This is a genomic window from Catenulispora acidiphila DSM 44928, from assembly GCF_000024025.1.
GTDB lineage: Bacteria > Actinomycetota > Actinomycetes > Streptomycetales > Catenulisporaceae > Catenulispora > Catenulispora acidiphila.
In genome coordinates this window covers 3,289,566-3,311,387 of record NC_013131.1, presented here as the reverse complement: position 1 = coordinate 3,311,387, position 21,822 = coordinate 3,289,566, and the positions used below count along the sequence as shown (strand labels likewise).

The 21,822-nt window shown below is 66.4% G+C and carries 50 protein-coding genes; 11 read left to right on the top strand and 39 right to left on the bottom strand.

Going from position 1 to position 21,822, the window contains the following annotated elements:
- Positions 1-119: 119 nt before the first annotated feature.
- Positions 120-944, bottom strand: coding sequence for a non-homologous end joining protein Ku (ku, locus tag CACI_RS14675; RefSeq protein WP_012787154.1), 825 nt, complete (start codon positions 942-944; stop codon positions 120-122).
- A gap of 103 nt (positions 945-1,047) precedes the next feature.
- On the opposite strand from ku, the gene CACI_RS14670 reads away from it, so the two are divergent.
- On the top strand, positions 1,048-1,326 hold the full coding sequence (locus tag CACI_RS14670) for a hypothetical protein (protein ID WP_041540246.1): 279 nt from the start codon (positions 1,048-1,050) through the stop codon (positions 1,324-1,326).
- On the opposite strand, the gene CACI_RS14665 is transcribed toward CACI_RS14670, so the two are convergent.
- From CACI_RS14665 to CACI_RS14650, 4 genes are all read right to left on the bottom strand, one after another.
- Positions 1,320-1,529, bottom strand: a complete 210-nt coding sequence (locus tag CACI_RS14665) for a hypothetical protein (RefSeq protein WP_012787152.1) — start codon at positions 1,527-1,529, stop codon at positions 1,320-1,322. The two genes, CACI_RS14670 and CACI_RS14665, sit on opposite strands and share 7 nt — an antisense overlap.
- Before the next feature lie 90 nt (positions 1,530-1,619).
- Complete coding sequence (locus CACI_RS14660; RefSeq protein WP_143765247.1) at positions 1,620-2,057, bottom strand: hypothetical protein; 438 nt, start codon at positions 2,055-2,057, stop codon at positions 1,620-1,622.
- A gap of 34 nt (positions 2,058-2,091) precedes the next feature.
- A complete protein-coding gene (locus tag CACI_RS14655) occupies positions 2,092-2,331 on the bottom strand; it encodes a hypothetical protein (protein ID WP_012787150.1) in 240 nt (79 codons plus the stop codon).
- Positions 2,332-2,550 (bottom strand): hypothetical protein, encoded by a 219-nt coding sequence (locus CACI_RS14650; RefSeq protein ID WP_012787149.1) that lies wholly within the window; start codon positions 2,548-2,550, stop codon positions 2,332-2,334.
- A gap of 405 nt (positions 2,551-2,955) precedes the next feature.
- On the opposite strand from CACI_RS14650, the gene CACI_RS14645 reads away from it, so the two are divergent.
- The 9 genes from CACI_RS14645 (at position 2,956) to CACI_RS14615 (ending at position 7,093) form a co-directional block, all read left to right on the top strand.
- Positions 2,956-3,198 (top strand): hypothetical protein, encoded by a 243-nt coding sequence (locus tag CACI_RS14645; protein ID WP_012787148.1) that lies wholly within the window; start codon positions 2,956-2,958, stop codon positions 3,196-3,198.
- A gap of 32 nt (positions 3,199-3,230) precedes the next feature.
- Entirely contained in the window at positions 3,231-3,623 is a 393-nt protein-coding gene (locus CACI_RS14640; RefSeq protein WP_012787147.1) for a hypothetical protein, read from the top strand.
- Positions 3,624-3,661: 38 nt separating this feature from the next.
- Positions 3,662-4,183 (top strand): hypothetical protein, encoded by a 522-nt coding sequence (locus CACI_RS14635; protein ID WP_012787146.1) that lies wholly within the window; start codon positions 3,662-3,664, stop codon positions 4,181-4,183.
- A 222-nt stretch (positions 4,184-4,405) separates the two neighbouring features.
- Positions 4,406-4,786: a hypothetical protein gene (locus tag CACI_RS14630; protein ID WP_143765246.1), complete on the top strand. Its 381-nt coding sequence runs from the start codon at positions 4,406-4,408 to the stop codon at positions 4,784-4,786.
- Entirely contained in the window at positions 4,783-4,995 is a 213-nt protein-coding gene (locus tag CACI_RS14625; RefSeq protein ID WP_012787144.1) for a hypothetical protein, read from the top strand. The genes CACI_RS14630 and CACI_RS14625 overlap by 4 nt, the downstream gene beginning before the upstream one ends.
- 177 nt (positions 4,996-5,172) lie before the next feature.
- Positions 5,173-5,394 carry a hypothetical protein gene (locus tag CACI_RS49795; protein ID WP_143765245.1) on the top strand — a complete coding sequence of 74 codons (222 nt, stop codon included), beginning with the start codon at positions 5,173-5,175 and terminating at the stop codon, positions 5,392-5,394.
- A 50-nt stretch (positions 5,395-5,444) separates the two neighbouring features.
- The gene (locus CACI_RS53505; protein ID WP_012787143.1) at positions 5,445-5,567 is read left to right on the top strand and encodes a hypothetical protein; all 123 of its coding nucleotides are present in this window, start codon (positions 5,445-5,447) and stop codon (positions 5,565-5,567) included.
- Entirely contained in the window at positions 5,567-6,715 is a 1,149-nt protein-coding gene (locus tag CACI_RS14620) for a methyltransferase domain-containing protein (protein ID WP_012787142.1), read from the top strand. The genes CACI_RS53505 and CACI_RS14620 overlap by 1 nt, the downstream gene beginning before the upstream one ends.
- Before the next feature lie 21 nt (positions 6,716-6,736).
- Positions 6,737-7,093 (top strand): hypothetical protein, encoded by a 357-nt coding sequence (locus tag CACI_RS14615; protein WP_012787141.1) that lies wholly within the window; start codon positions 6,737-6,739, stop codon positions 7,091-7,093.
- Positions 7,094-7,105: 12 nt separating this feature from the next.
- Here the strand turns inward: CACI_RS14615 and CACI_RS14610 are convergent, their stop codons facing one another.
- The 17 genes from CACI_RS14610 to CACI_RS14530 all read right to left on the bottom strand — a co-directional run bounded on the left by CACI_RS14610 (position 7,106) and on the right by CACI_RS14530 (position 14,035).
- The gene (locus CACI_RS14610) at positions 7,106-7,321 is read right to left on the bottom strand and encodes a hypothetical protein (protein WP_012787140.1); all 216 of its coding nucleotides are present in this window, start codon (positions 7,319-7,321) and stop codon (positions 7,106-7,108) included.
- Positions 7,321-7,569 (bottom strand): hypothetical protein, encoded by a 249-nt coding sequence (locus CACI_RS14605; RefSeq protein WP_012787139.1) that lies wholly within the window; start codon positions 7,567-7,569, stop codon positions 7,321-7,323. Before CACI_RS14605 ends, CACI_RS14610 begins: the two co-directional genes overlap by 1 nt.
- An 18-nt stretch (positions 7,570-7,587) precedes the next feature.
- Positions 7,588-7,863, bottom strand: coding sequence for a hypothetical protein (locus tag CACI_RS14600; RefSeq protein ID WP_012787138.1), 276 nt, complete (start codon positions 7,861-7,863; stop codon positions 7,588-7,590).
- A complete protein-coding gene (locus CACI_RS14595; RefSeq protein WP_012787137.1) occupies positions 7,860-8,051 on the bottom strand; it encodes a hypothetical protein in 192 nt (63 codons plus the stop codon). Before CACI_RS14595 ends, CACI_RS14600 begins: the two co-directional genes overlap by 4 nt.
- Complete coding sequence (locus CACI_RS14590) at positions 8,048-8,362, bottom strand: hypothetical protein (protein WP_012787136.1); 315 nt, start codon at positions 8,360-8,362, stop codon at positions 8,048-8,050. Before CACI_RS14590 ends, CACI_RS14595 begins: the two co-directional genes overlap by 4 nt.
- Positions 8,359-8,733, bottom strand: a complete 375-nt coding sequence (locus CACI_RS14585; protein ID WP_012787135.1) for a hypothetical protein — start codon at positions 8,731-8,733, stop codon at positions 8,359-8,361. The genes CACI_RS14590 and CACI_RS14585 overlap by 4 nt, the downstream gene beginning before the upstream one ends.
- Positions 8,727-9,077: a hypothetical protein gene (locus tag CACI_RS14580; RefSeq protein ID WP_012787134.1), complete on the bottom strand. Its 351-nt coding sequence runs from the start codon at positions 9,075-9,077 to the stop codon at positions 8,727-8,729. Before CACI_RS14580 ends, CACI_RS14585 begins: the two co-directional genes overlap by 7 nt.
- Positions 9,074-9,472 (bottom strand): DUF7736 domain-containing protein, encoded by a 399-nt coding sequence (locus CACI_RS14575; RefSeq protein WP_012787133.1) that lies wholly within the window; start codon positions 9,470-9,472, stop codon positions 9,074-9,076. Before CACI_RS14575 ends, CACI_RS14580 begins: the two co-directional genes overlap by 4 nt.
- Before the next feature lie 13 nt (positions 9,473-9,485).
- Positions 9,486-9,992, bottom strand: a complete 507-nt coding sequence (locus tag CACI_RS14570) for a macro domain-containing protein (RefSeq protein WP_012787132.1) — start codon at positions 9,990-9,992, stop codon at positions 9,486-9,488.
- Positions 9,985-10,584, bottom strand: coding sequence for a hypothetical protein (locus CACI_RS14565; RefSeq protein WP_012787131.1), 600 nt, complete (start codon positions 10,582-10,584; stop codon positions 9,985-9,987). The genes CACI_RS14570 and CACI_RS14565 overlap by 8 nt, the downstream gene beginning before the upstream one ends.
- A complete protein-coding gene (locus CACI_RS14560) occupies positions 10,577-11,251 on the bottom strand; it encodes a hypothetical protein (protein WP_012787130.1) in 675 nt (224 codons plus the stop codon). The genes CACI_RS14565 and CACI_RS14560 overlap by 8 nt, the downstream gene beginning before the upstream one ends.
- Positions 11,248-11,853 carry an NADAR family protein gene (locus CACI_RS14555; protein ID WP_012787129.1) on the bottom strand — a complete coding sequence of 202 codons (606 nt, stop codon included), beginning with the start codon at positions 11,851-11,853 and terminating at the stop codon, positions 11,248-11,250. The genes CACI_RS14560 and CACI_RS14555 overlap by 4 nt, the downstream gene beginning before the upstream one ends.
- A complete protein-coding gene (locus CACI_RS14550; protein WP_012787128.1) occupies positions 11,850-12,242 on the bottom strand; it encodes a DUF6292 family protein in 393 nt (130 codons plus the stop codon). The genes CACI_RS14555 and CACI_RS14550 overlap by 4 nt, the downstream gene beginning before the upstream one ends.
- Positions 12,242-12,610: a hypothetical protein gene (locus tag CACI_RS14545; protein ID WP_012787127.1), complete on the bottom strand. Its 369-nt coding sequence runs from the start codon at positions 12,608-12,610 to the stop codon at positions 12,242-12,244. The genes CACI_RS14550 and CACI_RS14545 overlap by 1 nt, the downstream gene beginning before the upstream one ends.
- On the bottom strand, positions 12,610-13,368 hold the full coding sequence (locus CACI_RS49135; RefSeq protein ID WP_012787126.1) for a MazG-like family protein: 759 nt from the start codon (positions 13,366-13,368) through the stop codon (positions 12,610-12,612). Before CACI_RS49135 ends, CACI_RS14545 begins: the two co-directional genes overlap by 1 nt.
- Positions 13,365-13,640: a hypothetical protein gene (locus CACI_RS14535; RefSeq protein ID WP_012787125.1), complete on the bottom strand. Its 276-nt coding sequence runs from the start codon at positions 13,638-13,640 to the stop codon at positions 13,365-13,367. Before CACI_RS14535 ends, CACI_RS49135 begins: the two co-directional genes overlap by 4 nt.
- Positions 13,641-13,738: 98 nt before the next feature.
- Complete coding sequence (locus tag CACI_RS14530) at positions 13,739-14,035, bottom strand: hypothetical protein (protein ID WP_012787124.1); 297 nt, start codon at positions 14,033-14,035, stop codon at positions 13,739-13,741.
- A 92-nt stretch (positions 14,036-14,127) separates the two neighbouring features.
- Here CACI_RS14530 and CACI_RS14525 point away from each other — a divergent pair, with 92 nt between their 5' ends.
- Positions 14,128-14,421 (top strand): hypothetical protein, encoded by a 294-nt coding sequence (locus CACI_RS14525; protein WP_143765244.1) that lies wholly within the window; start codon positions 14,128-14,130, stop codon positions 14,419-14,421.
- Between the two features lie 42 nt (positions 14,422-14,463).
- Here CACI_RS14525 and CACI_RS45525 read toward each other — a convergent pair whose 3' ends face one another.
- From CACI_RS45525 to CACI_RS14440, 17 genes are read right to left on the bottom strand one after another with little or no spacing between them, the layout of a single operon-like run.
- Complete coding sequence (locus tag CACI_RS45525; RefSeq protein ID WP_143765243.1) at positions 14,464-15,078, bottom strand: hypothetical protein; 615 nt, start codon at positions 15,076-15,078, stop codon at positions 14,464-14,466.
- 35 nt (positions 15,079-15,113) lie between these two features.
- Entirely contained in the window at positions 15,114-15,575 is a 462-nt protein-coding gene (locus CACI_RS14515) for a DUF6221 family protein (protein ID WP_012787121.1), read from the bottom strand.
- Positions 15,572-16,108: a hypothetical protein gene (locus tag CACI_RS14510; protein ID WP_012787120.1), complete on the bottom strand. Its 537-nt coding sequence runs from the start codon at positions 16,106-16,108 to the stop codon at positions 15,572-15,574. Before CACI_RS14510 ends, CACI_RS14515 begins: the two co-directional genes overlap by 4 nt.
- The gene (locus tag CACI_RS14505; protein WP_012787119.1) at positions 16,105-16,356 is read right to left on the bottom strand and encodes a hypothetical protein; all 252 of its coding nucleotides are present in this window, start codon (positions 16,354-16,356) and stop codon (positions 16,105-16,107) included. The genes CACI_RS14510 and CACI_RS14505 overlap by 4 nt, the downstream gene beginning before the upstream one ends.
- Entirely contained in the window at positions 16,353-16,958 is a 606-nt protein-coding gene (locus tag CACI_RS14500) for a hypothetical protein (protein WP_012787118.1), read from the bottom strand. Before CACI_RS14500 ends, CACI_RS14505 begins: the two co-directional genes overlap by 4 nt.
- 18 nt (positions 16,959-16,976) lie before the next feature.
- Positions 16,977-17,270: a hypothetical protein gene (locus tag CACI_RS14495; RefSeq protein WP_012787117.1), complete on the bottom strand. Its 294-nt coding sequence runs from the start codon at positions 17,268-17,270 to the stop codon at positions 16,977-16,979.
- Entirely contained in the window at positions 17,267-17,473 is a 207-nt protein-coding gene (locus CACI_RS14490) for a hypothetical protein (protein WP_012787116.1), read from the bottom strand. Before CACI_RS14490 ends, CACI_RS14495 begins: the two co-directional genes overlap by 4 nt.
- Positions 17,470-17,667, bottom strand: a complete 198-nt coding sequence (locus tag CACI_RS14485; protein WP_012787115.1) for a hypothetical protein — start codon at positions 17,665-17,667, stop codon at positions 17,470-17,472. The genes CACI_RS14490 and CACI_RS14485 overlap by 4 nt, the downstream gene beginning before the upstream one ends.
- The gene (locus CACI_RS14480; protein ID WP_012787114.1) at positions 17,664-18,218 is read right to left on the bottom strand and encodes a hypothetical protein; all 555 of its coding nucleotides are present in this window, start codon (positions 18,216-18,218) and stop codon (positions 17,664-17,666) included. Before CACI_RS14480 ends, CACI_RS14485 begins: the two co-directional genes overlap by 4 nt.
- On the bottom strand, positions 18,215-18,853 hold the full coding sequence (locus CACI_RS14475; RefSeq protein ID WP_012787113.1) for a hypothetical protein: 639 nt from the start codon (positions 18,851-18,853) through the stop codon (positions 18,215-18,217). Before CACI_RS14475 ends, CACI_RS14480 begins: the two co-directional genes overlap by 4 nt.
- Positions 18,850-19,146, bottom strand: a complete 297-nt coding sequence (locus tag CACI_RS14470; RefSeq protein ID WP_012787112.1) for a hypothetical protein — start codon at positions 19,144-19,146, stop codon at positions 18,850-18,852. The genes CACI_RS14475 and CACI_RS14470 overlap by 4 nt, the downstream gene beginning before the upstream one ends.
- Positions 19,143-19,349, bottom strand: coding sequence for a hypothetical protein (locus CACI_RS14465; RefSeq protein WP_143765242.1), 207 nt, complete (start codon positions 19,347-19,349; stop codon positions 19,143-19,145). Before CACI_RS14465 ends, CACI_RS14470 begins: the two co-directional genes overlap by 4 nt.
- Before the next feature lie 5 nt (positions 19,350-19,354).
- Positions 19,355-19,729: a hypothetical protein gene (locus tag CACI_RS14460; RefSeq protein WP_012787110.1), complete on the bottom strand. Its 375-nt coding sequence runs from the start codon at positions 19,727-19,729 to the stop codon at positions 19,355-19,357.
- A complete protein-coding gene (locus CACI_RS14455) occupies positions 19,722-20,093 on the bottom strand; it encodes a hypothetical protein (RefSeq protein WP_012787109.1) in 372 nt (123 codons plus the stop codon). The genes CACI_RS14460 and CACI_RS14455 overlap by 8 nt, the downstream gene beginning before the upstream one ends.
- Positions 20,090-20,326: a helix-turn-helix domain-containing protein gene (locus CACI_RS14450; protein WP_012787108.1), complete on the bottom strand. Its 237-nt coding sequence runs from the start codon at positions 20,324-20,326 to the stop codon at positions 20,090-20,092. Before CACI_RS14450 ends, CACI_RS14455 begins: the two co-directional genes overlap by 4 nt.
- A complete protein-coding gene (locus CACI_RS14445) occupies positions 20,326-20,826 on the bottom strand; it encodes a DUF6011 domain-containing protein (protein ID WP_012787107.1) in 501 nt (166 codons plus the stop codon). Before CACI_RS14445 ends, CACI_RS14450 begins: the two co-directional genes overlap by 1 nt.
- Positions 20,823-21,821 carry a GIY-YIG nuclease family protein gene (locus CACI_RS14440; RefSeq protein WP_012787106.1) on the bottom strand — a complete coding sequence of 333 codons (999 nt, stop codon included), beginning with the start codon at positions 21,819-21,821 and terminating at the stop codon, positions 20,823-20,825. Before CACI_RS14440 ends, CACI_RS14445 begins: the two co-directional genes overlap by 4 nt.
- Position 21,822: the final 1 nt, after the last annotated feature.

Here is a 21,822-nt window from a genome sequence, read left to right as displayed (position 1 = left end):
CGTTGGGGGCGTCCGAGCTCTAGCTATGTACACCCGTCATACCCGGAGCTATGGGGGGTATACATAGGCGGCGCGGACATCATTCTCCAGAGTGATGAACCGCCGCTTCGGTGCGAATGTCAGGCCGCCTTCTTCGCCCTCTTCTTCGCAGCCGGCTTCTCGCCCTCGCCGCGCGTCTCCTTCGCCCGCTCCACCGATGCCCGCAGTGCCGACAGCAGGTCCGTGACCTTCGCACCCGCGTCTTCCTTCGGCTGCTCAACGCGCGTCACCTCGCGCCCGGCTTCCTTGGCCTCGATGACCTCTTGGAGCGCCTCGCGGTACAGGTTGTGGTACTGCTCGGGCTTGAAGTCAGAGGTCATGGCTTCGATCAGGTCCACGGCCGCTTTCAGCTCGGTCTTGTCGTCGATGGCCGGCGGAGCCTCCACGGGGATCTCACGCACTTCATCGGGCCAGAACAGCGTCTCGAGCAGCAGCAGGTCGTCGCGGGCCCGCACCAGCGCTAGGGACTCGCGCTCGCGCATCGCAAAGGTAACAACCGCGGCGCGTCCAGCCTTCGCAAGCGCATTGCGCAGCAGTACGTAGGGGCGGAGTCCCGCCTTCTCCGGCGCAACGTAATAGGCCTTCCGGTACTGGATCGGGTCGATCTGGTCTTCGCGGACGATCGCATCGATGGCGACGATCTTCTTCGCGACCTCGGGCAAGCCGTCGAGGTCCCGGTCGGTGATGATCACTTCGTCGTCGCCGACGGGGTAGCCGCGGGCAATGTCGTCCTGCTGCAGCTCTTGGCCGTCGACTTCGCACACCCGCTTGTACCGGATCCGGCCGCCGTCCTCGGCGTGGTACTGGTGCAGTTCGGGTCCGGCGCTGTCGGTAACGGAGTACAGCTGCACGGGCACGCTGACCAAGCCGAACGAGATCGTCCCGGACCACACGGCTGACGGCATGACGCCTCCTATGTCCACCTATGAATGGACTATAGGCATGCCACGGTCGCTAACGCACCACCGTGAAGCGCGCATAGAACACAGTTTCGATACCGTTGTCAACGTGACCGCCGACCCGCCCAACCTCGAGATACTCCCCCACGCGCCCGCCGACACCGACGTTGCCAAGTGGGTCGTTGCCTGGAAGGTGGTGCACTTCCGCACCCGCGACACCTGGCAGGTGGGGGTACTCCGCGCCTGGATCCTGCTCCACGACGGCTGGTGGGTTGCGCACATTGACCACGCAGGCGGCGGCATGCACAACGACTGGCAGCAATCGACGTGGGTGGTGTACGACACGGCGTTGGTCGTTCCGGTCAATCCGGTACCGGACGGCTACTGACCTTGATTGCTGTCCGCGAAGACCTCCTCCGCTTCGCGTAAAGCGCACATCAGGCACACGTTGACGTCCGGCGACCCGGCAGGCTCAATCACCTGCTCAAGATCATCACTGTTGAAACCACCACAACGCGCCACCTTCCCCTCGTGGATGAGGAAGTGGAGGCGGTACCGGTCAGATTCGAGACGTTGATATCCGTGATCCATGGTCCCAGCGTCCGCCCGCACCGGTCGCACGTCGCGCTGCCGACCGCCGCACGCTTCGTTGCGACGCCCGGACGGCGTAGCGCCGCCAGTTCAGACCACGTCGAGCGCTTCCACCAGCTTGTTTAACTTCGCGTACTCCACCTCAACCTGGAACCGACCGTCGGGCCACATCTGCGGGTTCCACAACGGCCCGGCAATCACCACCGCGGCCCTGTTGCGGGTGATCTCCCACGGCTCGTTCGCAGCCTCGATCTGCTCCGGCGTGTAGCCGTGCGGCGGCTCGGTAGTCAGCCAGAACCGCGATGTCTCCCACCGACCCTCCGCGTAGTGCGGGTGCATCTGGACCTGCGCCAGCGCCGCCCGCAGCATCGGGACCTCGGCGTGTTCGATGAACAGCTGGTCTACGTACTCGGGCGACTCGTCCATCTCGCCGTCGGTGGCGCTGCGACGCAGGTAGAAGACGCTACTGGCCCGTAGCTCTACCGAGTACGGGCCCATGTCCGCGGTTGGTGCGGGCGCCAAGTTCACGACGGGATTATGTCGGGCGGCGACGGCGGGCCGTTCAGGAGTCGATTTCGGCTCGCGCTTGCTTCGATGCCGCCTTGTCCAGTTCATACCGCTCGAGCTGCGACAGCCCTTCGAACGCCTTGTTGTTGTCGAGGTCCACTGCCAGTTGGGTTAGTCGCTGTTGTACGGCGCGCCACTCTTCCGGGTCGGCGTCGCGCATGCCCTCGAGCTTCCGCTGGGTGGTGTAGAACTCGCGCTTCTTGTCGAGCAGTGCCGGAGGGATCTCGTTGGCCACTTACTCACCACTCCTCAGCATGAGCCCGAACGTCGGGATGTCTTCGCCGGCCTGGTCGGGTACGGACGGGCCGGGCGGAATTTCGAACAGCGTCACGCCGGCCCGCTGGAGCAACTCCGCGATGCTGTTCCACTGGAACCCATGGGCCACGTGGATGAGTCGGCCCTGCGGCGGGAACGTGCTGGCGTCGTCGGCGACAGTCATTTGCGAATCGGACATAACTTAGCTCTCCTCCTTGGACTGTGCCGGCCGACCGCCGCCTACGCCCTGGCCTGGCCTACCTGCGGCCCACGCCCGAATCTCATCGTCACGATTGGCAAGCCAGTACGGGACGTTGGCGAGGTGCCCGGATGGTTCGGGAAACGGATGGTCGGCGTAGCGACCTCCAGGCGCGGACACGGCGCGGTAGTGGCGGATGGTGGCGGTCTTCACCTTAAGCAGGTCGGCTAGGTCGGCCATGGTTCGGCGGTCTTCTGGCATGTCGTGGCCCTTCGCTGGCGGTTGGCGCGGCGGCTTCACCCCTAATGATTCCTTACAACTGGAGTGTTGACAAGGTTACCGCCCCCGAGTAGCGTCTTACCTAGCAAGCAAACCAGTTGCAAGGTATCCGAGGGGGACCCCGAAATGACCACGATCGCCAAGCAGGTCAACATCCGGACCGCGAACCGCACCTCCGCGCTGGCCCTGCTGGTCATCCAGGCCAAGTTCGCCGCTATCGCCGAGGTCGAGGCCGACGAGTTCCACACCTGCCCGATGTGCGGGCACGCCACCGCCGAACTGTTCACCCGCATCGACAACCGCGACAACGCGGAGATCGAGATCTGCGAGACCTGCGCCGACACCGAGGACGTCTCGTACTGCAACTGACCGCCAACCGTCCAATCCGAGGGGGGTCCTCAATGACCACCACGAACGCCAGCCTCGCCACCACCGCCCGCGTCCTGCGCACCCACGCCGCCCGGACCCGCGTCGGCACGCACATGTCGGTCGCCCGCCGCTATGCGGTCTTGGACGCGCTGATCGCCCGCACCAACGGCGCCCTGATCACCGCCGCGTCCTATCTCGCCGGCATCGGTGCCGACCAGGCGTTTATTGACCGCTTCGGCTCCGCATTCGGCACGAAGGCCTCGAAGGCTTATCAGGCCAAGTTCGGCTGCAAGTCGCGCCGCACCGGTCTCGCCCGTCGCGGACTGCGCCTGTTCGACGCGTTTGCCTACACCGCCAACGAGATGCCGATCCTGAACGAGGCTGCCCGCAGCTACGCGCGTACCAGCAACCTGATCGCCGCCTGACCCACCAACCTCGCACCACCCGATTGAAGGAAGCCAACATGCCTCAGACCACCGAAGCCGCGGCCCTCTGCGCCAACCCCGAGTGCACGCGCGAGAAGAAGCACCCCGGACTGTGCTCCGACGACATCGCGGCGCGCACCGGCCTCACCGTCAAACAGGTCCAGACGGTTCTCGACTTCGAGGCGAGGATGGCTGTCGAGAACCCGCAGAACATCCAGGCCGGCGACCAGGTGAAGTTGACCATCAGCGAGTGCCCGGACCTCGTTACCGGCACCGTCGTCCGGGTCTACCTGGACGCAATCGGCAGCCTCGTCGCCGACATCCAGATCGGCGACGATGTCCGGCCGCAGAACGTCAAGTTCCTCACCCGCGTCGATCCGAGCTACGCGCAGACCGTAACGCGGCTAGCCCGCGAGTACCACGTCGCGAAGGCTACCGGCCAAATGTCCGACCGGATGATCGCCACGATGCTCGCGAAGTTGCGCACCGCCGCCGGGTGCGCGGGCGTCTCTGCGGAGGACGCGTACAACGACCTGTGGGACGAGGTCGACACGGCCTGACCGCTCACGGCGCGTCCCGGTTGGGGGCCGGGGTGCGCCGTGTACGACCAGACCCAACTGCTCGACTCGTGTCCCGACAAACGATAGGAAGGCGTAGTGAACCTGCTCTTCAAGCTGTTTGGCGCCTAGTATCGCACCGGTGCGTGGCCGAACGGCATGCCGTTTGAGGCGCCGTTTCTTACTTGCCGTGGCGCTCTGACAATGAAGGCGCCGAAGAACTCCGTGTACGACCTGTACCTGCGCGGCCCGGTCGTATTCGAACCGGGAGTCCTACTTCGCAGAAGGAAGGGGAGTCGGGTGTGTACCCACAACGTGGACCGTCGGGCACTTATCGCTCGGTTCGCCGACGAGATCTCCAAGGTCCAGCAAGAGCGGTATCTACGAGGTGGTGTTACGGACTCCGGCGAGCTGGAGTGGGTCGTGTTCGAGCGCGAGAAGCTTCTGGATCTGGTCAACGCCGAGCTTGCGAAGTTCTCCAAGTCGCCCGTGGACATGGCAGCAGTCATGCTGATCGAGAACTCCGCCGTCGGCCACATCGACTACACGCAGAAGCTCGCGATCCGAGCGGCCGAACTAGTTCTCAGCGAGGGAGATCCCCGATGATGATGACCCCGGAGCAGTCCGCCAAGCTCCAGGCGAAGGCGCAGCCGCTGATGGAGATGCTGGTTGAGGTGCTAAACGAGCTGAGCGAGTTGAACAACGCGGCCGGCCTGAACCAGATCATCACCGGCCACAACGAGATCCTCACCGCAGGCGGGACCGTGGTGTATCAGCCGTGGACTCGCAGGTGGGAGATTGGGATCCGGCGTTAATTGTGCTCCCTCAAGCCCCGGCCGCGCCGCCGGGGTTTTGCATGCGCTGACACTTGCCGACGTTCACTCTCCCGGAGGATTCTCCGCCCAGGATCAGGTGATGCTAATCCCAGGTCAGCTAACCGTGTGATCTGACATGCACTTTTAGAAGCGACTCGGCTGCGCTACACCATCGGCATGCCTCTTCAACTCGGCCTTGGCGGTCGCCTACGCGCCGCGCTTCACGTTCTGCGCTCCGGCGACTACCAGCCTGCCAGCGCCTATCTCTGCGGCGTTCGCGACGGACTTGACCAAGGCCTCGACATGGCCTGGAGCGAGATGCAGCGCCGCTTCCCCGAGCTCGGTCCGGCGCCGCACGTTCCTGCCAACTCCTGCGTGTCGCTCTTCCCCGAACCTTGATACCGCACTAACGTCCACCAAGGACACGCCACCCAGCCTTGGAGGATTCCATGGGCGAGCACGCACCGAAGCCGCCGAAGGACAACCCGCCCGCAGCCCCCGCGCCATCCGGCGACGGCGTCCCCACCACAGTCACGCAGCCCGGCAACGGCACGCACAAGAAGCCGCGCTAGTGCCCGAGACGCACACCGACTTCGCGGGACGGATCGCCGCCGAGGCCTACTGGGAAGACGACACCCTTGCCGACCCGGCTTGGCGCAAGGTGTTCGATGCCGTCCCGCGGTCTGCTTTCGCACCCGACGACTGGTTCGAATGGAACGGCTACGGCTGGGACGCCCGGCATCGGGCAGACAACGAGCAGGACTGGGACGAGGCGGTCCACGCCGTGACCCAGCCGTTCATCACGCAGGTCGGCGACGACAACATGCCCACCTGCTCGCTGTCGGCGCCGATGCTGGTCGCCGCCATGCTAGGCACCCTCGATCTTGACGACGGGATGCGGGTGTTCGAGTCCGGCACCGGAACCGGCTGGACCGCGGCACTGATGGCCGCCCGCGTCGGGCCCGCAGGCCTAGTGGTGACGGTTGAGTACGATCCCGAGCTTGCCGGTATCGCTGTGGAGAACTGGCACAGTTCGGGGGTGTGGGACGGCTTGGCGCTGGTCGCCTTCGTCGGCGACGGGGAATCCGGGCGTCCCGCGCTGGCGCCGTTTGACCGCGTGTCCGCAACACACTCGGTGCGCCGGATCCCAGCCGCGTGGATCGCGCAGACAAGGCCGGGCGGGCTGGTGTGTGCGCCACTGAAGATCGGCCAGCCGGACCTGGACCTGTATGTGCAGCTGCGGGTCGGCGAGGACGGCACAGCCGAGGGCAGGGTGCGGTTCCCGGTGGATTTTATGGCCTCGCGCACCAGCCGGCCGCCCGCGCCGGCGAAGCAAGCCGAGGATGAGAAGCGCTGCTCAGTAACGGATTGGAACCTACCGGCGGTCGTAGCCGCGAAGGAGGCATGGCCTTCGCGGATCGCAGTTCCCGGCCTGAATGTCACGGGGCCGCTTGTGGAGGACGGCGACGACTGCATGTGGCTGTCGCTACCCGACGGGAGTTGGGCGGTTGCCTACGTCCCGCAAGGAGCGCCGTGGAAGGACGCCACGGTCGAGCAGCACGGGCCGCAGGATGTGTGGAGCCTCGCCGAGGACGCGTGGGCGCGGTGGGAAGCCGCGGACCGGCCGGGGATCAACGAGTATGGGCTGTCGGTCGGTCGCGACGAGACGCACACGTTGTGGTGCCGGACGCCGGACAACGTCGTCGCGGTCCTCAATTGAACACGCAGGTACGGTGGCCACATGGCTCTTTGGCTCACCGCGATCGTCGTACTCGGGATTATCATCACGGCGGCACTGGCCTTCAGGTTCTTCGACCGCAAGGACATGCGCCGTACTGATCTCTTGCAGGATGCGATCGCCGCCGCCAACGGTGACCCACGCGCTGCTGTCGCGATCACCGCCCTGATCGAGCTGGAGTACGGCGGGTACGGTCGCGAACACCTACGGCTCATTACCGAGCTGGCGGCAAACAAAGCCAGGTTGGAGTTGGCGCGGTTCGATCTCAAGCGGCTTCAGGCTGGCGTCGCCGTCCAACAGAAGTCGGTCGGGTCGCTGCAGCACCGGCTGCTGGAGACATCCAAGCGGTGGCTCCCATAGCAGCGCAGGTAACTACGCCACCGCCATCAGCTTGCCGGGCTCGATAAGGAAGTCCAGTCGCGACGGTTCCAGCAGCTCGCGGCGGTCGACCTCATCGAGCATTAGGTCCAGGCAGCCACCGCAGTAGCCGAGTGCGTAGTCGTCGGGCGTGAGCTGCCAGATAACGACGGCATCCGGGCCGGAGTTCATGGAGCAGCAGCGCCAGCAGCACAGCGCAACTGTGCCCATCAGTGTCCTACCTGACTATCAGCCGGGTCGACAACGACCTTCCACCCTGCTTCGAGCCGCACTGGGCTACCTGCCGCCGTGATCTCGCCGGCGATCCGCAGGCGCCAGTACTGCTCGATCAGCGGCCACGTTGTCTCCAGCGCCGCCGCGACCCGCCGGTTCGCCTCGTCCAGCGACATTCCGTCGGGCAGGCCCGGGAACGCAGCCATCGACGCGGCGTTCAAGATGTCGCCCGGGATCGCGCTCACGTCAGGTCCCTCTCGTTGTCACGGCGTTGTGCCGTCGGCATAGTCCCGCTGAAGGTCTTCGAGGATGTCGGCGAGCTCTCCGAAGTCCCCGAACTCGAACTCCTCCGGGGCCTGGTGCTCGCATCCGGCCTCGGCGGTGAAGCGGTAGTACGAGCAGCCGGTGTCGCAGCCGTAGGCACCGTCGCTGGCGTCAGGATTGGTGACCCGCAGCGTCGCGCAGCCTGCATGCTCCGGATGCTCGGCGCGCCACACGTCGAGGATGTAGCGGGCGACCAGGGCGTCTGCGTCAGTCATTGCTGCCCCGCCGCCTTCAGCAACGCATCTGCGACACGGTCCACCGCTGCGGCGAGCGCAAGGATCGCGTGAACCTGCGCCCTTGCGATGCTCTTGTCTTCCGGCTGGTAGACCTCGCCGCGGTATTTGGGCTTGCCGACGATGGGCCTGATCAGTTGCTCGGCCTGGGCGCGGTTGTCGCTGGTCACAGCGGATCCCGCCCGGTCCCGAGCGCCTGAATCGCCGCTGCGATCAGCTCCTCAGCCGCATCGTCGTCGCAGAACTCGATACACCTGTCCTCGTCGAGTTCGCCCTCGATCGCGCCGGCCTGGATCAGCGCCACTACTAGGTCGCCGTCCCAGTCGGAGTTCCCGAACGGCTTCTTGCCGTCGAAGCCTTCCTTCTCGTCCCACAGCGTTGCCAGCAGCTTGATCAGGTAGTCGCCGATCGTGGTCGCGTCGGCATCGTTCTCCGGCATCGGCAGCGCCAGGACCTGATACGGGGTTAGGGTCGTAGTCATACCGGCAGCACCAACTCCCGGCACCCGATGGCCGTGCCGTCCAGGTCCCGGACCTCCAGGTGCGGCGCCAGCAGGTCCGGGCGCTTGCCGGCCTGCGACAGCGCCAACGGCAGCGACACCACGTACCAGGTGCGGATGTCCTGCGGGTCGCCATCCCACGGCGGCAGGCCGGTGGTGTGCCGGAACTCAACGTGCGCGACTCGCACGGGGCAGTGCGGCAGCGTCTGCGTAAACAGGTAGTTCTCGCCGATGCGCGCGGGCTGCTCTGCTGGCTCTAGGACCATCTCGGGTTCGATGTCGCCGAGGCTAATCCGGTCGGGCGTGCCGTAGGGGTAGATCCGGATCGGATGCGGCGTCAGGTTGATTAGCACGGGTTCGCCACCTCGTCTAAGTCATCGTCAAGCGCGGATACCCGTTCGATGCGTTCCAGCTCGACCTTGCGCCATGCCGCAACGATTTGCCGTGCAAGCGGATGTGGGCACGGACGCTGGTGCAGGTTGTGCATCTGGCAGTCGTCATTGTGGTCGTACTCACAGCCGTCGTTGTCGGCGAGGCGGTCGAGCAGTTCTACCGCGACCGCCAGGGCGTCGCGCAGTTCGCCGTTCTCGACCAGGACCGTGTGCACGTCGGGGCCAACCCCGGGCGGCAGGATAGACGGGTTGTTCGCGGACTCTTTCAGGAGGCAGGTCAGGCGTGCGGTCGCCGAGTAATTCACGCTTCCCGCCCCTCCGACAGCAGGACCGGCAATACGATCACCTTGTTCGCGCCGACGAGGTCACAGGCCTCTTTGATCGGATCGCGGCGCTCCCAGGTGGCAACCGGAACGAGCGCAACTTCCGGATGCTCGGACTCGACTGCTGTCAGCCACGAAAACAGATCGGCCATATTAAGCCCGGCAGGTGGCTGGATGTCCGCAAGCCACGGGTGCTGCGCAATGACCTGCGGCCTGCACGCCTCCGCGGCGCCAGGTAGCTGGTGCGTTAGCAGGCTGTCGCCAGTAAGGAAATTCAGGATCCGGTACACGCCCTCAATGTGGTCGTGCGACAGCAGCACGCCTGTGGTGACGCTCAGGACGTCGGCGATCGGGAAGGTGCGGGGCTCGCTGGTCATGATTCCTCCGAGATTAGGGTGACACATCGTCAGGTGACTGAAGGTCGTACACCGCCACCGGCACTCCGCGACTGCACAGTTGCTCCACGATCAGCGGCTCCACCAGCCCCCATCTGCCGCCGGCCAGCCCACACCCAATCCTCGGCATGTGCACGCTCGCGCCCATCATCAACGCGCCCGTGCCGACGATCCGCAGGCACTTGCGCAGTGCCCCGTAGTCCAGCGGGTGCGGATTGTCCCGGCCCCGGGTGCCATGCTGCGCGACCATGTTGGCGACGTGCAGCCCTTCCCCGACCTTCACCATGAACACAGCATCCAAGCCGGGAAACCGGCCCCACTTCTCCATCGACTCCCGGAACACGCGCCGGTACTGCGCCTCGGGTTCCGGCCAGCGTCGCGACAGTGCCAGTACGAAGCCGGCGCCCCACGCGCCGACGTCATTCACGATGTGCGCGATGATTTGCGGGCGGTCGCCAACCGGGTCCGTGGCGTCGCCAACCACATAGGTGATCTCAGTCATCCGCCTCACTCCTGTCGATCATCGGACACGCACCGCCCCCGCCGCGCCGGCAGTCGCACGGGTCCCGTAGTCCCGCCGCGTACACCCCAATCCGCTCGGCCGTCGAGCACGGCACCGGAAGACCGCATAGGCACTTCCCGGTCGGGACGCCGCCCCTTGTTTCGTTCTGGTGCATCTTCTGCAAGTCGTCGAGTACGACGCCCTTCCCCACGGCAACCCAGCGCCAGTGAGTGATCCACGGGTTCTCGCCCACGCGAAAGCCGCCGAACGCCGGATCAGTCGTTCGCCGCTTGCTTTCCTTGGCGTTTGCAGCCAGTTCGTCCCGACCGGCATCGGTAATCCGGAACCGGTTGAGATGCTCGCCGCCGTCAGCCGCGATACCGCCAACCAGGCCAAGCATAAGCAGGTTGCGAACGGCGAAGTACAGATCGGCCATCCGCTCCCAGTCGCTCGAATCGAACTGCTCGCGCGGCAGATCGGCCTTGTCCGGACCGAGGATGCCCTTCAGCGATACGTGCTCTGCGTTGCCGGAGTCGGCTGCCGCAGCCAGGTAAATGAGGATCGTTCGCTCATCCAGCAGCAGGTCAACCATTGCCAACCTCCCTTTCGACCGCGCTTCGGATCCCAGCGTCCGCCCCGTCTCCGGCCTCCGTCAGGTAGCGGACGGCCAGCTCGGTCAGGTTCGGGTCCGCAGCAGGGTCGGACAGTTCACTGGCGTGGTCCAGCAGAACAACTTCCACGCCGGTTAGCAGGTACTTGCCCTGTTCGCGCAGTTGCTCCGCCTCCTCCTCGGCCTTCACCCGCGCCTCGTGCGGCGTCAGCTTCCCGGCCCGCTGAGCGGTAAGCACGTACTGGTCGAGTTCGCCAGCGAGCTTCACCTCCAGCTCGCACTTCTCCTTCGGGAAGTCGACGCGCGTCTCGGAGTAGTTCTCTGCGTCGCCGAGCATCGTGCGGGCGGTCGCAACGTAGGCAGCGCACATCTCCTGCGCGTCCTCAAGGGACAGGTTGAACGTGCCGCCGCGGATCTCCATCGACCGGATGCGGGCACGCTCGGCCATGTCGGTTGCGTACTTCTCGACGGCCTCGGCGTAAGCATCGCTGCGGAGCCGGTCCACGTCGTCCAGCAACTCCAGTACATCGGCGGTATCAAAGTCGTGGACGTTCTCGCCGCAGCAGGAGCAGGTGCCGGTCACGCGGCGGCGGATTTCTTCGAGACCCTTGTCGCTGAGGGCGTAGGGCTCCGTCGGCGTGTCGGTCATGATGTCTCCTCGGTATGGTCCGGCCGCGCCATCAGTTCCTCCCGGACCCGCATGAGCGCGAACCCCAGCAGGTTCAGCCCCGGCCACGCAGCCGGGTCCCGCACGTCCCGGTGCGACGCCGCCAGGCCGACACCCCACACGCGGTCATACGGGGAGGCTTCCACAAGCACCTCGCCGGCGGTCCCGGCCAGGAACGCACGCAGGTCCGAATTCTGGGCAAACTTGGCGTAGTTACCGGCGACCACCAAGCCGAACCGAACCGCGGCCCACGTGGTCTCGTCGAAGTCGCAGGCGTTCCGTCCGGCACGTTTGGCCACGGCCGGGTCGCGGGTGGACAGGACTCGCGCCCACGCGTCGGAGTCGCCGAACAGCTGCGCTTTCGAGACCATCATCCAATGCTCGGCGGTGAAGTAGGTGATGCTGCCGATGCGGAACTCGGCCGGCCACCACTGCGACAGGCACGCCTCGTCGACGACGCCTGGGATACGTGCGCGGTGCCCGAAGAACAGGCGCCACTTCGGTTCGGCGCCGGCGCGGATCATCGCTGCGAGTTCGCCGCGGCTGCGGGCGGCGGTCGGGTTCGGACGTTCAGGCCCGATCACAACGCGCCTTCCTTCTCCCACGCACGGACCGCCTCGGCCAGCGCCGCAGCACCGTCCCAGTCCTCATCCACATCGGTGTCCTGCCGCCCCGTCAACCGGTCGGCAGCGCGTACCGCAACAGCTCCGGGTGCGGCGTAGACGTCGAGGTCCAGCGGGAACAGGGCGCGGGTGCCGTTGTCGCACAGCGCCCAGCCGTTGTGCTGGTCCCAGCCGAGCCACACGTGGTCGGGCCACAGCGCTGGGTCCGCGTCGTCGAAGACGATAACGCCGTCGAGCTGCTCGCCGTCCGGGGACGTGGTCCATTGTTGCGTAGGCTCGTGGCCGAGTTGGGTGAGCTGGTACGCAACCTCGTTGATGTAGCCGTCGTGGGGCATCGGCTTGACGAACATCAGGACGCCCCCGCATCTGTCGCGACCGCGAGCGGCGCCCACATCGCCACCAGATGATCCAGCCGGACCTGTAGGTACGCACGCACCTCAGGCTCCTCGTCCGGGTGAACTGGCACGCTGAGCGAGTAGTTGTATCCCTTGCGCTGGCGGATGAAGTACAGGCTCAGCGTGCCTATCACGCCCGCGTCGGGCTTGCGCCAGTCCCAACGGAACAACAGGTCCATGTCGAGGTCCCAGCTGGCGGCGGTTGCGATGAAGTCGCCCCAGGTCGGGTAGTTGTCGTGGTAGCCGACCTTGAAGAAGTTGCCGGCGGCGCAGTAGTACGGGTGCTCCGGTTCCCACAGGTGCGGAGTGGTCGGCTTGGACATCAGCGCTCGCCGCCTTCCAGATTAGCCAGTTGCGCCTCGGCGCCGGCCCGCGTGCGAATGGCCGACCGGCTGATGATCTGCCGAACCTTCGCAGCCATATGCGCCCGCGTCTCGGCCTCGTCCTGCGTGAAGTGCTGCATCGCGGCAAGTGCGGTGATTGCCACGTCCGCCAGTTCCTTCAGCAGGTCGTCCATGGTGTGGGTGACACCCTTGCGCGGATTTTGACCCGTCAGCCCGATGTATGCGGCGATGGCTTCTCCCACCTCCTCGCCGAGCTTCATGACGCGCATCGCATCCTCGTGCTTGCTTGACGGGTTCGAGGAGTCCAGCCAGGCAGTGATGTCTGCAATGTCGGCGAACAGGTCACGCTCGTCCTGCGGCTTCTCGGCGACGGCAACTACGGCACCTACGTTCGCCACGCACGACCCCGGGTCGACACCCTCGCAGTTGTCGCAACGGTGCGCTGCCCACGGGTCGGGCTCGTGCTCGCACAGGATGCACGGGTAGCCCGTGATCGGCTTCGTGCAGACCTCGCACTCGAACTCCTGCGGTTCCTCGTCCGGCCACGACACGGCGACGGTGACGACCGCCTTCCGCCGCTCGTCCTCGACGGCACGCTCCCATGCCCAGTACTCATCGGCGCCAAGCAGGCCGGGGCCGAAGTGCTGAACGATGGTGGCGTCGATCTCGGCGCGGCCAGACTGGATGTGCTTGCGTGCGATCTCGCGCACGGTCTTCGGGTCGGGGGTGGTGGTCATTTCACAGCCCTCCTCGCGAGGTGGCAGCGGTCGCCGTTGCAGCCGGGCACGCGGCACTTGGTGTTCTCGAACAGCTCGTCGCTCAGGCGCGCCAGGTCCAGGCATGGCTGCGTGCCGTCCGGCAGCGGCGCGCAGACGATGTAGATCACGTTCGGTTCGGCCCACTGGTGCGGGTAAAGCACCGGGTGCTTCATGTTCTCGCGGACTTCCTCGATGGCGGCTCCGCAGCCATCGCAGGTGATCACCTTGCCGGATGGGGTTGTTGCGACCATGTCAGGCTCCAGTCTTGGTCTCGTCGGTGGGTTCTGGTTGGCGTCTCAACCACCTGCGCCAGCCGCCGGGCACGAGGTCCGGTGGCTGGCGGGGGCGGTCAGGCGCCGGCGTTGATGTCGCGACGGCAGTTCGCCAGTCGGGCAGCGAGTTCGGGGCGCTGCACGCCGTTGCGGCGTGAGACGGCCATGTTCTCCAGCAGGGTGTTCTCGTAGGCCAGGTCGCCGGCCACGTTGCGCGGCAGGTTCTTGCACGCCGCCTCGATGGCGTTCCGGCGCCGGGAGATCGCGTTCGTGGTGGCCGCGGTGCGACCGCCGGAGACCTTCAGCCGGCGCAGGGCAGCGTAGTTGGACCGGACGGTGCTGATCGTCTGGGTCAGGGTCTGCGTGGCGGTCATCTCGGTCTCCTTCGTGGGTTCCTGCGTTTTTTCTATTGCTTACTGTAGTGGGTGCCCACTACGCTGTCAAGCGTACCCACTACACTGGTCCGATGAAGACCCCGGAGGCCAAGATGAACGAAGCACTTGCCGACATCGCAGCTGTTGCGGACCCCGTAGACCGCGCCAAGCGTGCCGCCGCGTTCATGGAGACCATGCGCACCGAGGCCATGCCCCAGGCACGTCAGATCCGACAGGAAGCCGTGAAGGAACTTCGGGCCGAGGGCAAAAGCCTTGCCGAGATCGGCTCACTTCTTGGCCTTGACCGCAACCGCGTGCAGCAGATCAGCGAGGGCCGAACCGGCGGTAAGGGCAAGTCGGCGGCACCAGACAACTCCGAGTCCTGACGCCCGGCCCCGCCACCCGCCTTACCGCCGCCCCTGCCCCCGTCACGCCGGAACGGCGGCCGTCTCGGCTGGCCACCGCCCGCCACAGTCCGGGCATTGTGCGAACCCCTCCCCGCCAACCGTGCGCACAGCCTCGCCGTCCATCTGCGCGGCCCCACAATGCGGACAGAACAGGCACTCCGGCATTACCGTCTGCACGCCACGGCAGCACCACGGACAGCGGGGCGTGCGCGTCGCTGCCCAGATTGCCTCGGGTTCGAAGCACAGGATCGGTTCCGGCGGAGGCTTCATGCCCGGCTTCAAATGGAACCGCATCGACGTCGACTCGAACGGGATCGGGTTGGCGTCGCGCAGGAAATGCCCGAGCGGGTACAAGGTCAGCGCGGCCAGCGCCTTGAACTCCGGCCACGTCGGGTAGCGGACGCCCGCCTCCCACTCATCCGCGGCCGGTTCCTCCGTGCCGCACGCTACGTCCACCCTTGGCCCGTACAGGCCGTGGCGGTCCAGCGCGTAGGTAATTAGGTAGGGACGGAGCCGACCGGCCTTCCACGACCCGTAGGCGGCGTCCTTATCACGCTCGGCACGTTCCGCTGCCTCGGTCGCGCGGCAGGCGTTGCGGAAGTCGATTGTGGCGGCTTCCTGCTCGGTGAGTCGCACGCCGGCTTTGCCCCAGCGGGGGCGGGACTCGACAGTTACGGCAGGCTCCACTCGGTCTTGAATCCGGGCCGGCCGGCGTAGGCCGCAACCAAGGCGCGCTCAATTCCCACTGCCGCATCCATTAGGAGCCAGGTTTCGGTAAGCGCTGCAACCTCACGCAGCTCGGCCGCGTGCCTTAGCAGTTCCCGCTTCGCCTTCACGTCGGCCAGTACCGACGCAGGATCGTGGCGCTCAATATGTCGCAGGTTCGCCTCGGCCTCGTCCTGCCAGTCAGCGGCGTGGACAATGACCGGGTTGCCGTAGCTGTAGCCGATGTTGTCAGGGTCGTGGAACTCGTCTTCGTCGCGGCCCTGAATCAGCGACAGCGGCGCATCGTCGGCCGCGTGCTTGTCCTGCGCCGCTCTCCAGCTGCCGGGCACCGGGACCGGTGTGGTCGCAAGGGCCAGCTGCTCATCGACGGCCATCTGCGCCTTGATGAACTCCACAATGTCCGTCACAGCCCAGCCTCCGCCATCTGCGCCAGCGTCTTGAGCTCGGCTACCGCAGGTCCGTGCGTCCCGTCGCACCGGTCCAGGCTTCGCGGCCGGTTGTGCGCGTTCAGCATCCCGTCGGTTCGGACGTGCACCAATTTGCCGCACCGTGGGCAGATACCACGGCCGTGCAGCTCGGCCACAAGGAATCTCCGCTCACGACGTGCACTGTCGCGCCCGTAGATCGGGCTACCCGTGACACTTTCGGTGTAGCCGAAGCCGCGCCGCCAGCCCTGCATGACCACGAGCGCGAACTCGTCCTTCGCGTCGGCAAGACGGCGGTGCAGAAACACCGGCTTGTCCCACCGCTCCGGGTCCGGGATGTCAGGCCACGCATGCCAGGCCATGTGGCGCCGCCGGCCCGTGCCGTCGAAATTGTCAGAGCGGACGTGCCAGTCGTGGCGACGGTTGTCGGCGTCGGTGAAGCGCACCAGGAACTCGCGGTCGTAGCCGTACCAGACCGGGATCCACTCGGGATTCGTTGCGGACGTGTCGGTCATGATCCCTCCCGGGCTGCGAGCGCTTCGGCAATCAGGTCCTCCACCGGCCGCGACAACGCCTCAGCAAGCTCGTCGCTGTTCTCATCAATGAAGTTGGCAAACCATGCGCGGGCGTCCGACCCGCTGGCAGCCATCTCGTCGCGGAGCCGTTCCGCCTCGGCCCGATCGGCCGGCCCGATCTGCGGCGGCGGGATGTAACAGATGCAGGGGGTGGCGTCGCATTCGCAGGCGACCCAGGCGGCAGTCACCGCTTGCACACCTCCCGCGCGTTGATCACGTCGTCGGTGCGCCACTGATAGCGGCAGCGACCGCAGCTTCGGTGGAAGTGCTCTGTGTCGCCGTCGGCGCACTTGTTGTCGAGGTGGTTGCCGTCGTAGGCCGAGTACGGCCGCAACCGGCAGCCGTCGCAGTAGTTCATGGCGGTGTCGTCGGAGCCGCACTTCGGGCACGACCGTGCCGGCACGGCGGTGCCAGCGCTGATGGTTACGGCGTCGGGCATGTCCACTCCTCGGTTAAGCCAGTCCACTACGGGTAGATCCGGGCGCATCTGTGCTAGTCGCTGTCCCAGTTCGTCGTCGATGTGGATCCTGTCGGATGTAATGGCCGTGAACCGGGCGCCACGGCCGGGAAGCGCCGGCCCGTAGCCGGCGACAGTTTCGTGCGTCTCCTGATGGGAGAAGGCGTGGGCGCCGCAGAACCCGCAGTTCGAATACGACCCCGAGACGATGAGCGTGGCGGTAGCGGACGCACCCGATCCTGCCGCCAGCCTGCGGGCCTCGCGGGCGGACTCCAGGATGGCAGCAGACGGCCGGTTCTCGTCCGCGCGGATCGTGTTCTTGGTGCGGGTCATCAGAACGTCCTGCTCACGTCACGCCGCCGTTCGCATGCCGGCCATGCGCAGGAACGCGGGCAGCGTGATCTCGCCGTCGCTGACGTTGCCGTACACAAAGTCGGTGAGCAGCCTCGCCGCGTCGAGGGCGTTCACGAAGTCCTGATCGCTGGCACCGAACGCGGGACCCCCAGGTGAGATGTGAACGGTGCCGGACCCAAGGCGGTACCGCAGGTAGTACCAGTTGCCGTCAGCATCCCAAGCGCTCCACTCCGGGCGTCCTTTGGTGAGCTGGAGTACCTGAACGAGCGCGGGAATGTCGTGTTCAGTCATGGCGCCTCGATCGGTTCGAGCCGGTACATCTGGCCCATCAGCTCCGGGTTCGTGTAGATGTTCGCAAGACAGCCGTGGCACTTGGGCTCGTTGCTGCCGTACTTGTCTCCGACCTGGAACCAGCAGCTGTTGTCGTCGTCCCAGAGGACGAAGGCTTCGCTCTCGTTGAGCTTCCCGCAACGCGCGCAGCGCCAGACGTTCATGCTTCCTCCTCGGTTGCATCATCGCCGCCGCTGCAGACCATGAACGCGACATCGCTGCTGGACTGGCAGTTCGGGTTCACGCAGGTCCACACGGCGTAGCAGTCGTTCCGCTCGCCGGCGTGGTCGTGGAGTTCGTCGCGCTTCACCGGCCCGCGGCAGTGGCGGCACTGGGTAACCTCGCGCACTTCAGTCATGCTGCTTCCTCCATCCGCCCAGCCATCAGCACCTCAGCGTTCCTCGCCGCCACGTCCCGCCCGAGCCCGGTGGCCTCGTACACGCTCGTCCCGTCCCACGACCGGCCGCGCTCGGTGCGCTGCAGCAGGTTCTTGCCGGCGAGCCTTTCGGTCCCGGTGAACAGTTCGGCGTTTCGGCACCCCCAGGCGAACATGACACGGCAGTGCCGCCACGGGTACGGCCACCACCGCGAGTCCGGACACGGGTTCAGGATCTTGACCGGCCACGCTACGCGTACAGGGCTGGAATGCATCGCGAACAATGCGAGCAGGGTGGCGTCGTCGTCGTTGAGGGCCGGCACCTCGCCGGCAGCCTCGCACAGCTCCGTCCACGCGGCCCCGGCCCTGTCAAGGATCCGGTTCTGCGTCAACGCCCAGACGAGCCCGAGGGCCGCGGACATGCCCATCCACCAGTTCGGGCCGAGACCCAGCAGGGCGCAACCCATCCCAGCCGCCAGCGGGATTAGCGCGCCGACCGACACGGAGGCAAGGAGACGCCACCAGCCGCTCACGTTGGATCCCCAGCGCCACCCTCAGGCTGCTGCTCGGCCAGCCTCCACTCGCCGACAATCCGCCACGCCAGCGCGGATTTAACGAGGCTCCTCTCAGCCCGATCAACCGCCCGGTAATGGTCCAGAACAGCACCGGCGTGCTCCTCGGATTCGCAAATGGCGTAGCCCTCGCGAGTCTCGGCGTTCTCGCTCCAGGCGCGTCGCACACCCCATTCCTCGGCCGTCTCGCCGAGGCGCTGCTGCAGCTCGGTAAGTGCGCGTTCCGCCGTCTCGCCACGGTCGCGTTGTTCGTCGTGCTCGGCGAGGAACGCCCGCAGCCGATCCGGCGTGACCTCGACGCCGGGCTCGTACACCGACACGCGCCCGTCGGGCAACGGCTTCAGCCGAACCACAGCGCTGACGTGCGTCGGCGGGCAGTTCACTTCGGGGATTGCTTCGGCCTCGTTCTGCGCGTTGCACTCGTCGGCAATCCGCACGAGACGCTGAATCCACGCGCGAGCCTCATCGGCTGCGGTCATCGGCTTGATCGGTTCAGACATCGCCGTCCGCCTTCCACGGTTTTTGCGCCCATTGTCCTCGCCCCCGCGGTAGGCGCCGAGGTGGTGCTCCAGGCGGTCCAGGTAGTCGTCGGTCACCGCCAAGCCCTCCCATTCCGTTTCGGCCACGGCATTGCCGCAATCCGCCGCCCCACCTCGGTGGGCTCGTACAGGTCGCCGTTCACGCCGTCAGCAACCACCCGGTCGATGCAGCCCTGGTTGTACAGGCTGGCGCCTGCAATCAGCAGGTCATACGCGCTGCCGAAGTATTCCGGCCGGTCACCAGGGTTCGGCGCGAGCAGGACGTCGGCCGCCTCGAACATTCCGATCGGGCCGGCCGTCGCAGCGAATACACGCAACAGCAGCTCGGCGTTAGCAGACAAAGCAATCACCGCTCATCCCTCCTCGGCCACTGCCCGTCGGCAACCTGCTGCGTCCGGTCGAGCAACAGCTCCTCCAGCCAGTTAATTGTCCTGTCGTACTCGGCGAGGACACGCCGCCGCTTGGTCCGTGCGTCCAGCAGGTGCGCACGGATCGCGTGCGGCGAGGCGTGTTCCTCGTATCCGGCGTTGCCGGGCTTCGGCAGGTCGCCCATGAATGTCACCGCCACCCTCCCGCCGCGTTCGACTGATCCGCAGCCGCGTTGTACTGCACGCTGGCCTGGTTCAGCAGGTCCACGATCCGGTTGTGCGCATCAGAATCGCTGATCACGTCCAGCGCCTTGTGGAGCCTGCCGATGACCTGACCGAGCCACTCCAGCTCGTTGCGGGCCGCACCCCATTCCTCGTACTCGATGGCCTCAGCAAGCTGGTCGCGGGCATTGGCGAGATCGGCGATCGCCACGCAGGTGTCGCACTCGCGCTCCTCGGCATTCCAGTCGGGGGCCGGGGTGCCGCACTCGGGGCAGGTTGTTGCGCTGTCGGTCATCAGGCCTTGCCTTTCGTCCGAAACGGGGGTGATGGTCGGCTCAGGCATCGCCACCACCCCAGAAGCTGCGCCCGTTGTCCTCGTCGGTGAACCAGTCCGGCAGCTCGTCCCAGACCTCTTCGCCCACGATCTCGTCGAGGAAGGTGGGCATCGAGGCGAGGATCTTCTTCAGCATCAGCGCGACAGCGCGAGCGTCGTCCCGCTCAGCGCTCACTGCCTCGAACGCGCCGATTAGCGCGGCAGTGTCCGGGTCTGGCGTCTCGGCGGTGCAGTCCGGGCTGCCGCACCACTGGACGCAGGTGCAGTCGGCATCGTCGGCTTCCGTGGGCGGAAAGTGGCCGCGGGTGCACCACGGGCAGTTCATCTCGGCCGGGCCGTTGGGGTTGCCCCACTTCCTGTGGGCAATCGTCATGATCTCTCCTCGGTGGTGGTGGCGAGCGCTGCACGCCCGGCGTCGGTAATCACGTAGCCTCCAGACACTCCGGCACCTACAACCTCGATGAGGCCAGCCGCGAGCAGTTCATCAAATGCGTCGGGGATCTCACCCGCCGGCCACGGGCAGATGCTGTTGACCAGCCCGACCCACGACAGCGGCTCGTCCTCCTCGGCAAGGGAGGCGAGGATCTTCGCTTCGAGATCGCGCATCAGGCACCACCGTTCGGTGCCGGCACTAGATCGGTACGCGTCGCACGGTCCACAATCGCCCGCTGCCGCGCCGTCGCCGAGTCGGCCAGGACCGCACCGCGCGCAGCCTTCGCCCGCACGATTTCGACACAGTCCGGGCCCAAGCCAGCGGCTTGTGACGCCGGCACCGTCAGCGGCTGGTTGCAGCGGCAACAGTGGTGCGTGTACTCCGCAAACCGCAGCCCGGCAGCCTCCGGGTCCGCAGCGATCGCCTCACGGACCTTCCGGTCCCACGGGTGCCGCACAGTCTGGTACCAGGCGGTAATCCACTCGCCGCGCTCCCGTCCGCGCAGGCCCTTCGGAAGGTCCCGCTTGTACAGCGCCGGGCCGTAGTGCGCGCCCGACGGCGAGGCGGCCAGGGCGCCGCCGGAGTCGTCCTTCACGCGCCAGCAGGTCGTGGTGGTCGGGTCGTCGGGATCCGGGACGGCGTAGTAGCCGTCGGGGAGAGGGGTGGTGGTCATGAAGGCTCCTTGGTCAGGGTGTTGGCGGCGGTGCGCGCTTCTTCCAACCGCTTCAGAACGTGCGGCAGTCGACGTGTTACTGCTTCGACCGGGTCGACGTCAGAGAAGTCGAACCACTCCCCGTGCCGCCGCCGGCTCCGGAACTCGTGGTGCAGCGCCTTCTCCAGCTCGTAGGTACCGGGAACGGTGTGCAAGATCCGCAACTCCACCGGGCAGGACAATTGAAGCGCGTACAACCGCTCCGGCGCCGTCTCGGAGGTGCCTATCTTCACCAGTGGCGACTCGTCGGCCTTGATGAGATACACCACCGCGTCCGGACTCAACGTGCCGGATTCACGCTCCTGCCGACGCTCGCTCAGCCGGTAAAGCAGCTCGGTACGCAACGTCTCGGCAGTCACCTTGCGATCCGCTTTCGCCAGTTGCAGCAGCGCCCAGCGGATCTCCTTGTCGTGCCAGCGGCCGGCAGCAATCGCGCCCTCCACGATCCGCATGACGCGGTGGTGATAGCTCAGCGGCTGAAGGACGCAGTAGGCGCGGGCAAGGATGTCGGCGCGCTGTTGCGTATCGCGGGGCACCGGTACCCGGCTGCTGGAGCGCTGTGGTCGGGGCGTCACAGGCTCCAGAAGCGCAAGTTCATCAGGGGTCGGAGGTTGCACGGGCTTCACCCGAAGCGGCGCATCGGCAAACGGCAGCCCCTTCCCCCACGACGCCTCATTCAGCCAGCGAGCGGCATGCCGGATGAACTTCTGTTCGCGGCCGGTGTCCTCGCAGTAGCTGCGGAACTCCTGCGCGGCGGCCAGGATCTTCGTCGGATCGGCGCCGTTGGCGACCGCCTTCGCGTAGATCTTCCGCGCGTGCGCCTTGCCGACCTTCCGGGGGTAGGCGCGCCAGAACTCTTCGAAGGTGTCGACCAGCGGCTCCGGTAGGGCGTCAATGTGGGCGGTCCGTCGCTTCGGCATCGGCTTCGCCTCGAAGAGGATGAGGTCGTCGGACATG